Below are 9265 nucleotides of genomic sequence, written 5' to 3' on the forward strand. Positions count from 1 at the left end.
CCTTCTCCTACTCCACTGCAAACAAGAAATAATAAAGCGGCTGACCACCTTCATAAACTTCGTATTCTACATCAGGGTAACCTTCACTTAGTCGCTTCACCAAATCTTGTGTCTGATCTTCTGTTACATCACTGCCAAACAGAAGGGTTACTACTTCTGTCTCCGAAGTCATCATATGAGTCAACAAGTCGTAAGCGGTTTCGAGCATTTCTTTACCTGCTGTAATGATCTTTCCTTCTCGGATGCCGAGAAAATCATCTTTTTCAATCGTTAACTCATCTACCACAGTATCTCTTACAGCATACGTAACTTCACCAGACTGTACAGAAGTAAGTGCGCGATTCATCTTTGATTCGTTATCTTTTACTTCTTTTTCTTCATCAAATGCAAGAAGCGCAGAAAGTCCTTGTGGTATGGTTTTCGTAGGAATAACCGAAACGGGAACATCTACCAACTCGCCTACCTGTTCTGCTGTCAAAATGATGTTTTTATTATTTGGTAGAATCAGCACATGTTTTGCAGAGATTGACTCTACTGCATTCACCAAGTCTTCCGTACTCGGATTCATGGATTGGCCACCTGCAATGACGACATCCACACCAATGCTCTCAAAAATATCACTTATTCCTTGCCCTGTGGCAACAGCCACAATTCCATATGGTTTTTCTGCTATTTTTTCTTCCTTGACAGGTTGCGATGGAGGCTGATTAATCACCGTTACACCTGTAACATTTTCAAATTGCTCACGCATATTATCGATTTTGATACGTGTTAGATCTCCATAAGTAGAAGCATAATTCAAGGCATCTCCCGGATGCTCTGCATGTATATGTACTTTGACTAATTCATCATCTGAGACGATAAGCACGGAATCACCATATTGTGAAATCTCTTCTCGAAAATGTATTTCATTAAATTTTCTTGTTTTTCTTCTTGTTGTTGTCAAGAAAATCATAAATTCTGTACAATACCCATTTACGATCGTAGCTGGGTCAATATTTGCACCTGCATGTGCTTCATGTGCCAAATCTTCTAGTGTAGGTAGGTTGGATATTGGTTTTGCTTCCAAAGAAACTTCTTCACCAGCCAATACCTTTCTCATCCCTTCATACACATAGACCAATCCCTGACCACCAGCATCCACTACCCCAGTTTGTTTTAAAACAGGGAGTAGTTCAGGGGTACGATCAAGAGATTTTCGTGCTTCCTGTAACACCGCATCCAGTACTTCGAGCGGATGGTCAGCTACCCGAGCTTGAAAAACTCCAGCTTGAGCAGCTTCTCTAGCTACGGTCAAGATCGTGCCTTCTACTGGCTTGATCACTGCTTTATAAGCAGTATCCACACCAGCTTGGAAAGCGTCTGCTAATTCTTTTGGACCAATGACTGTACTTTTCAAAACTGATTTTGCAAATCCACGAAATAACTGTGACAAAATCACTCCTGAGTTACCTCGAGCACCCATTAAAAGCCCTTTTGAAAGCGCTTCCGCTAACTTTCCTACCGTTGGCTCGGTTGCTTTTTTATCCATTTCCGCTACACCTGACGTAATGGTCAAGTTCATATTGGTACCTGTATCTCCATCTGGGACAGGAAAAACATTTAGTGCATTTACTTTTTCAACATTATTTGTCAGTTCCATAGCCCCAGCTCTCATCATGGAGAGAAAGAGAGGTGCAGGTATCGTTGCTTTATCCAACTGAGGCCCTCCTTAATCTTCGTTTACCAGACGTACACCTTGAATATAAACATTAACGTGTTCTACTTGAATACCAATTAATTCATTTAATGTGTATTTTACTTTGGACTGTACACTTTTGGCTACTTCAGAAATTTTTGTGCCATATCCTACAACAATATGCATATCGATTGTAACATTGTCTTGAGCCGTATGTACTTCGATTCCTTTAGCAGAGTTATCTCTTCCTAATAATTCAGTAATACCATCTCGCAGTTGACTACGAGAAGCCATCCCCACCAAACCATAACATTCCAATGCGGCAACACCAGCTATGGTTGCAATGACATCATTTGCAACATGGATGTGACCAAGTTTGTTTGTCAATTGTAAACTCATTTCATCAACCTTCCTTATTCGACTCGGATATGGTAGTGTTCTTTGTCTAATCGTATAAATATAAAACAAATCCTTGTAAATGGTATGATTTTAATAATGGCTTTTTTTCATTGTACAATAAACGGACTGAGGAAGGAAAGTGCATTGCAAGAAGCCCCTCGAATATGCTACAATGTCAAGCGTTAGTGTTAGGAGGTGTAACAATGGCTCGTCGTTGCTTTATCACAGGAAAACAAGGACATGCAGGTAACAATGTAAGTCACTCTAATCGCAAAAGCCGCAAAAAATGGGGCGTTAACGTACAAAAAGTTCGTATTTTGGTGGATGGAAAACCAAAACGCGTATATGTAAGTACCAAAGCTCTCAAATCCGGCAAAGTAACTCGTGTATAATCGGATATATGCAAACGAATCCAGTCGGGTATCCTGATCTGGATTTTTTGTTATGTTTTTCTTCATAAAATCAAATTTCACTATCCGTACCTTCATACGAATAGCGAAATGGTTATTCCAATCAATCTTGCTGGTATATTTGGATACCAAAATCTTGCAATCGTTTGAATGCCTGATCTGCTGATAGAAGTGTTTCTGGTATTTGAAGCCCACCTTGTAAAAATGGCTGACCATCAAAACCTAACACTCGTTCAATGCACATCAAAACTCCTAATGCAGTAAGGTGTGCTTGACCTTTTGAATCCGAAATTACGGTTCTATGCTTGGCTCGTTCACCAGACTTTAATGTACCTTCTATATCAATATAAACCTCATGCGATGCATTTTTGCCTGCTAACGTCCCAACGGACTCCCCTTGGACAAAATCCCAACGTATATTATTTGCTTGTGTAATTGCCCCAAGACTAGGTATATCAAGCAAACCCATTGGCATACCTTCTACTATTTTTCCAAGTATATTCATTTTTCTTGTATGTTGTTGTGCGTTTACCCATAACCATTTGCCTTCTTTTCGTATTAGGGAACGTAAAGTTAATTCTTCACTTTCAAGATCACCAGCAGTCATTGGGCCGACAGGATCTAAATCATCATATACGGTAGCGATTTCGATCGTATCAATAGAAGCAAACTCTTGGGATGCTTTACTTGTAACCAGTGTAGTTATACCAGCTTCATTATGTCCTAACAGCACAATAGGACGTTTTGGCGGTGAATGAAGTGCTTTTAGTGCAATAGGGCTAATATCATCAGCTAACTTAGTAATTCCAATATGTGCAATGCTATTGTCTATCGCCAAATCTATTAGAAGATCTCTTGGATCTTGTACAGCCGACACAATAAGATCTACTTGCTCAACATCTAGTTCTTTCACTGTCTGCAAATCATTTAAATCTAAAGATACAACTCTAGCATTACCTAATTCGTTTGCAAGATTTTCTCCTTTCTTTGGATTTCTCCCTGCGAGAATAATCTCCACATCTTCCTTTATCTTTCTGATATGCCGAGCAATCGTACCACCAACAAGTCCATATCCACCTGCTATAAGAATTTTTGAACTCATGTAACTCATCCTTCCAAAATGAAATATTTTCTGTTCAAATGTTTTTAATGATGGTTTATAGAATGTTATTATAGAAGGATGATAAACTTCGTGAAAAGTACGCACTTTGAAGTGCTATAGGATCATGTATGATCCTAAGTTTTAAATTGTGGATCGATAAACTTTAAAATCGGAGAGATAAACATGACAGAGAGTAAAAAAAAATATCGAATCGGAGTCGAAGCTGCGCTTGATGTGATAAGCGGAAAATGGAAGAGTATTGTTTTTTACCATCTTGCTACTGAAAAGAAACGAACCAATGAACTCAAAAATCTAATTCCACAGATCACGCAAAAGATGCTGACCAAACAACTGCGGGAACTGGAGAGAGATGGAATCATCAATCGAATCATTTATAAACAAATCCCACCAAAAGTAGAGTATGAGTTAACGGAATATGGACGGAGTTTGAAAACCGCATTGAACTACTTCTGTGAATGGGGAGAAACACATTTAGATAAAGTATATGGCGATAAAAATTCAGTGTTAGATAATTTTTTAGATAATGAAAAACATTGTTAAATCAGACCATTTTTAGTCAAATACAAACGCAAAGAATCCTAGCTTGTATATGGTGCAAATATAAGAATGAACAGAAAGAGTTAAGACTATAGCAATTTCTATCTATGGATCTATATGTTATGTAAAGAAATAAACCCAAATCAAACTTGATATCATTAGAACATAAACCCACTTGGACTATTCAGGTGGGTTTATTGTTCTACTATATCCCTCATCTCAAATCTATGAAAAGAAGTAAATGATATGCCACATCATAGCCCTCATGCTGGTTGAGTCGTAACCCGATATATCCATTTTACTATTTTCCTGCAAATGGATATCCATGATAGAAACATCTCTTTATTCACATGTAAAATATCGTCCCTAGTTTTATAGAATTTCATTTATAAATGTTACCCTCGAAAATCGCAATGATATCCCTAATTGTATCCTCCATGATCCTTCGGTACTTAAAAGTGCGTACTTCCCATCTTTTTTTATCCCCTGCATACTACTGATTAAATAAATGAATGGAACCGGTTCCTTTCACTATTTAACTCAAACATTCGAAAACTATCATACTTAACCTTTATTTGTATATAGGATCACATTAACAAATGTGTTCAATCAGTAAGGTTTGCATGATAATCAGAGGAGAAATTTCACATGGAAAACAGAATGAATTTACGCACTTGGGGTTTGTTACTTGTACTTTGTGGAGCTATTTTCTTAGAAGGAATTGATGTGGCGATGCTTAACGTAGCCTTGCCTTCCATCCGTGAAGAATTGGATATGTCCACTACCTCGCTGAGTTGGGTCATAAGTGCCTATGTGTTAGGCTATGGTGGGTTTATGCTCCTTGGTGGTCGAGCTGCTGATTTATTAGGACGACGTAAGGTGTTTCTTATTTGGTTGGTCATCTTCATTCTTTTCTCTGGATTAGGTGGACTTGCTACGGAAGGATGGATGCTTATTCTCGCAAGATTTGTAACTGGCGTTGCCGCAGCTTTTATGGCTCCTGCGGGATTGTCTATCATTACCACAAGTTTTCCTGAAGGATCACTAAGAAATAAAGCTCTTATGTTTTATGCAGGAACTGCTGCAGCTGGTTTTTCTCTTGGACTTATTGCTGGTGGTTTACTAAGTGCTATTAGTTGGCGATGGGTATTCTTTGCTCCTATCATTTTAGCAACTATCATTCTATTATTCGCTATTACCTTGATCCCCAAATCGGATGAATCAAATCAGACGAAGCAAAATTTCGATATAGCTGGAGCTTTTAGTATATCAGGTGCAATGATGCTGCTTATTTTCTCTATTGTTCAATTCGGAGAGCCTCATGCAGAACGGACTTGGACGATTAGCGCACTTATAGGAGGACTTGTTCTCCTAGTTGCTTTCTTTATCATTGAGCGTAGATCCTCTTCACCATTAGTACGACTTGGTATCCTTCGTTCTGGTTCATTCCTGCGAGCTAACCTTGGTGCATTACTTTTTGCTAGTTCTTTTTTCGGATTTCAATTTATAGCCGTTCTCTATTTGCAAGAATTGCGGAATTGGACAGAATGGGAAACAGGTCTTGCGATGTTAGTCATTGGTATAGACGCAATACTTGCCCCAACCCTTACACCATGGCTTGTGAATCGCTTTGGTACAACAAAGGTGATCGTAGGTGGATTACTTCTGGCCGCCTTTTCTTATGGATTGTTTTTACCAATTGATCTCGACTGGACTTACAAAGCCATGTTTCCAAGTTTTCTTATTCTAGGTCTTGCCTTTGCTCTAACCTATGGACCGCTCACTATTTCGGCTACAGATGGTATCAAAGAAGAGGAGCAAGGTCTTGCAGGTGGTCTATTGTACACATCATTCCAGTTTGGAGCAGCAATGGGTCTGTCCATCGTGACAGCTATCAGTGTTTCTGTAACAGGATCTCTTGAATCTCCACAGGCAGTATTAGAAGGTTTTCGCACAGCACTCCTCCTTCCATTTGGAGCAGCTGTACTAGGAGCATTGATTATTTCCGTCGGGCTTATTTCAAATAGAAAACAGCAGATACAGTCATTCGAATAAAAAAATAAAGAACCAGCAATATTTTGCTGGTTCTTTTCTGTTATCTAGCTCCGTATATAAAAATCTTTTTCAATCAATTCGTTTCCTTATCCATGGATATCATAGTTGAAATCAAAAAAGTAAACTTAACAGATCCTATGTTTCAAAGTATTAATTGTATCTTTCTCCATCAAACAATTTATTTGCTATAATAGATTACAAAGCAAACAACCTGATGTTCGGAGGATCGCATGATCACCCCTGGTAGTCCCTTCTGGTGGGCCAACATGTACTATGGCGACACCATCGAGGGTCTGGAAGGCTTCTACGAAATCTCAACGAAGCGGAACTTCCTCACTCCTCACAGCCTGCATCAGGCCGTCGAACTCGTCGAAGACAACCTCAGTGATCACGGACGAGTCGGATCTAGCCTGATGCAGGCTGTACGCAAGGACCTCTTCGGAGATACGCTTCATGGTGAGGATGATTTCTTCCGGCGTGTCCAGAAGCTTCGCGACGCTATGAACGCCAACAATCGTGAGGCAGCAAGTCTCATGGTTCAGGCTGTGAGTAAGCACTTCGAAGCAGACACCATCCTCTCTCAGGCCCTGAACACTCGGTGCAAGGAAGAGTATCGATCCATGGCCTCCCAGCAGATCAAGACGCTGGAAGCCGGTCTGAGTCAGATGGTGTCCAGTGGCATGCTCTCCTTCTCCAAAGCGAACGAACAGCTGGAGACCGCTAAGCGTGAGGCAGAGAGTAAGGCCTTCCAGCAGTTCTACCAGAACGATGGGCAGAAGCGCGTGGCTTCCGCCATCTGGGCGGAACTCGCTACATCTCCCAATCGTGTGCGCCTGCTGAGCGAGGCAGACGACTTCGAAGAGAAGGCGATGTTGCTTCTTGCATGAACCGTGAGGTTCGATGCTGCGGGGCGACTTACTCTGGAGAGTAAGTCGCCCCGTCCCGTTTATATAAATATTCACATAACGTTTAATTTAATAGGCATCCGCTTTTCCATATTCAGCTCAATGACTATTCCCTTTTAAAGTCTCTAGCACATAATAGAATAACCTTTGTTTTGGGAGGTTTTATATATGGGAAGCTCTGATGATATGCTTAAAAACCCTTGGGCTGGATCAGGCGGAGAAAAAATCACCGAGTGGCAAGACGGCAAAGGGATAGAAGATCAGATCGAATCTGGAAAAGGGATCGATACAACCGTTTCCCCTTGGGATAACTCAAAGCCTGAGTTCTGAACTATAGTATGATGACAAAAGCATTTCACCCCTATTTGCTCTCTGTCTGTTTCTATCATCCCTTCTAAAAGAACAAGTAAATGAATGCATTATTCATACAAAATAAATTTCAATAATAGATGTAACGATAAATCATCACGTGAGAAATCCTAACATAAAAGTACTATCTTAAATATTGAGGCAGTACTTTTTGCTGTCTATTTCGCCTCTGAAGAAAGATAAATCGCCTATCATCAAGGGGCGATTTTTTTTATTTTTGAAAATAAAAAAACAAGAGAATTGTTGTACAATATAAGTAGTCGGTCAAAGAAGCGCATCATGCGCGCGTTCGTCATCCGAATGCTTCAGGCGGTCATCCAGATGTTGACCCCGAAAGAGAACACCGACCACCCCACGGAGTCCGACTGGCCCACTCGAATGATCGAGGATCTTCATGATCTGACCGGGGAATTCCGAACGAACGGGTCCGAGCTCCTCGGCTTCACCCTAAAGGGCACGATCTTCGAGTTCACTGATTCCACGCCCCTCGGCGGCGGCATTCACAAGATCACCAAGCACGGTTTCGTGACCCCTGCGGGTAAGGACCGGATGAAGGTGGTTCCTGGAGATCGATTCTACATCACTTGGGGCGGTGAGTTCCACTGGTATTATCCCCTCTAAGTAGACAGTGTAAAAAGCCCACGCCGTTAGGCGTGGGTGTTACACTCTACTTGGAGGGGATTTTTCATGGCAAGAAAAGGTCAAAAGTTTCAACGTTATTCGGAAACATTCAAACGAAAAGCAGTGAAAATGTATGAAGAACAAGGAAAAAGTTATCGTGCTATTGCAGATGAGTTGGGTATACGAAGTAGCACACAAGTGAAAACATGGGTGAAAAAATACCGAAATAAGGAACCTTTCACAGACAAGAGAGGAAAAACAACACAAGAGGACAATCCATTCTTGGGCCGACCACGTACGAGATTTCAAAGCGTAGAAGAAGAAAGAGATTACTTGAAAGCACAGGTCGAATACTTAAAAAAGCGTTATCCCAATCTACTGGAGGAGCGTGGACCCCAAAAATAACTCGTTTTGAAATTATTCAAGAACTGAAAAAAAGTACCCTGTGGTGTGGTTGGTGGCTATTGCAAAAGTCTCTCGTTCTGGTTATTACAAGTGGGAAACAACACGACAGAAAAGAAAAATAGCTAGCCAAAAGGATCAGCTGTTGAAAGAGAAGATCATGGAAATCCATCATCTTTGTCCCTTTTTCGGCTATCCACGAATGCTTGTTGCATTACGAAAAGCTGGCTTTCTGGTCAATCATAAGCGAGTGTACCGACTCATGAAGGAATTACACATTCAGTCTGTCATTCGGAAAAAGCGTCGTTATTTTGGCAAANTAACATCTGTTGTTCACCCAAATCGGTTGAATCGACAATTCTTACCCGAGCAACCAAACCGCTCGTATGCTACAGATATTACCTATCTGCCAATGAATGGCCGTTTTACTATTTGTCCGCCGTTCAAGATCTTTTCAACAATGAGATAGTTGCTTGGAAATTATCTCCTCGAAATGACCTAAAACTAGTGATGGATACGGTGGAAGAACTGCAAACAAAAAGAGACTTGCAAGGAGCCTTACTCCATTCGGATCAAGGCTTCCAATACACGTCTCGACAGTACAACAAACGACTCCAACANCTGGNAATGGTAGGCAGCCACTCTCACAAAGGAAACTGCCTAGACAATGCGTGCATTGAGTCTTTCTTCTCTCATTTGAAGACAGAAACGTTGTACTTTTCCCAGTGTAAAACAGAACAGGAGCTTCTTCAAGCTGTCCAAGATT

12 protein-coding genes are annotated in these 9265 nt (G+C 40.7%); 9 read left to right on the forward strand and 3 right to left on the reverse strand.

What is annotated here, in order from left to right; genetic code table 11:
• Window positions 1-7: 7 nt before the first annotated feature.
• Entirely contained in the window at window positions 8-1699 is a 1692-nt protein-coding gene (locus A3GQ_RS0118580) for a DAK2 domain-containing protein (RefSeq protein WP_342665014.1), read from the reverse strand.
• A gap of 12 nt (window positions 1700-1711) precedes the next feature.
• Complete coding sequence (locus A3GQ_RS0118585) at window positions 1712-2077, reverse strand: Asp23/Gls24 family envelope stress response protein (RefSeq protein ID WP_028778350.1); 366 nt, start codon at window positions 2075-2077, stop codon at window positions 1712-1714.
• 203 nt (window positions 2078-2280) lie between these two features.
• Here A3GQ_RS0118585 and rpmB point away from each other — a divergent pair, with 203 nt between their 5' ends.
• The gene (rpmB, locus tag A3GQ_RS0118590; protein WP_028778351.1) at window positions 2281-2469 is read left to right on the forward strand and encodes a 50S ribosomal protein L28; all 189 of its coding nucleotides are present in this window, start codon (window positions 2281-2283) and stop codon (window positions 2467-2469) included.
• Window positions 2470-2590: 121 nt separating this feature from the next.
• On the opposite strand, the gene A3GQ_RS0118595 is transcribed toward rpmB, so the two are convergent.
• A complete protein-coding gene (locus A3GQ_RS0118595) occupies window positions 2591-3589 on the reverse strand; it encodes an NAD-binding protein (RefSeq protein WP_028778352.1) in 999 nt (332 codons plus the stop codon).
• A 183-nt stretch (window positions 3590-3772) separates the two neighbouring features.
• Between A3GQ_RS0118595 and A3GQ_RS0118600 the strand changes: the two genes are divergently transcribed.
• The 8 genes from A3GQ_RS0118600 to A3GQ_RS28545 form a co-directional block, all read left to right on the forward strand.
• Window positions 3773-4150 carry a winged helix-turn-helix transcriptional regulator gene (locus A3GQ_RS0118600; protein ID WP_028778353.1) on the forward strand — a complete coding sequence of 126 codons (378 nt, stop codon included), beginning with the start codon at window positions 3773-3775 and terminating at the stop codon, window positions 4148-4150.
• A 645-nt stretch (window positions 4151-4795) separates the two neighbouring features.
• The gene (locus tag A3GQ_RS24935; protein WP_037465499.1) at window positions 4796-6202 is read left to right on the forward strand and encodes an MFS transporter; all 1407 of its coding nucleotides are present in this window, start codon (window positions 4796-4798) and stop codon (window positions 6200-6202) included.
• A 266-nt stretch (window positions 6203-6468) separates the two neighbouring features.
• Window positions 6469-7089, forward strand: coding sequence for a hypothetical protein (locus tag A3GQ_RS0118610; RefSeq protein ID WP_156877811.1), 621 nt, complete (start codon window positions 6469-6471; stop codon window positions 7087-7089).
• A gap of 186 nt (window positions 7090-7275) precedes the next feature.
• Entirely contained in the window at window positions 7276-7437 is a 162-nt protein-coding gene (locus A3GQ_RS27335; RefSeq protein WP_156877812.1) for a hypothetical protein, read from the forward strand.
• Between the two features lie 318 nt (window positions 7438-7755).
• The gene (locus A3GQ_RS0118620) at window positions 7756-8097 is read left to right on the forward strand and encodes a hypothetical protein (RefSeq protein WP_028778355.1); all 342 of its coding nucleotides are present in this window, start codon (window positions 7756-7758) and stop codon (window positions 8095-8097) included.
• A gap of 66 nt (window positions 8098-8163) precedes the next feature.
• On the forward strand, window positions 8164-8502 hold the full coding sequence (locus A3GQ_RS28535; protein ID WP_028778356.1) for a helix-turn-helix domain-containing protein: 339 nt from the start codon (window positions 8164-8166) through the stop codon (window positions 8500-8502).
• Between the two features lie 52 nt (window positions 8503-8554).
• Complete coding sequence (locus A3GQ_RS28540; RefSeq protein WP_051272057.1) at window positions 8555-8968, forward strand: IS3 family transposase; 414 nt, start codon at window positions 8555-8557, stop codon at window positions 8966-8968.
• Window positions 8932-9265, forward strand: a 334-nt coding sequence (locus tag A3GQ_RS28545) for a DDE-type integrase/transposase/recombinase (RefSeq protein WP_425423389.1), incomplete at its 3' end; no start/stop codon positions are given. The genes A3GQ_RS28540 and A3GQ_RS28545, both read left to right, overlap by 37 nt.

This window comes from Shimazuella kribbensis DSM 45090, from assembly GCF_000428065.1.
Classification (GTDB): domain Bacteria; phylum Bacillota; class Bacilli; order Thermoactinomycetales; family Thermoactinomycetaceae; genus Shimazuella; species Shimazuella kribbensis.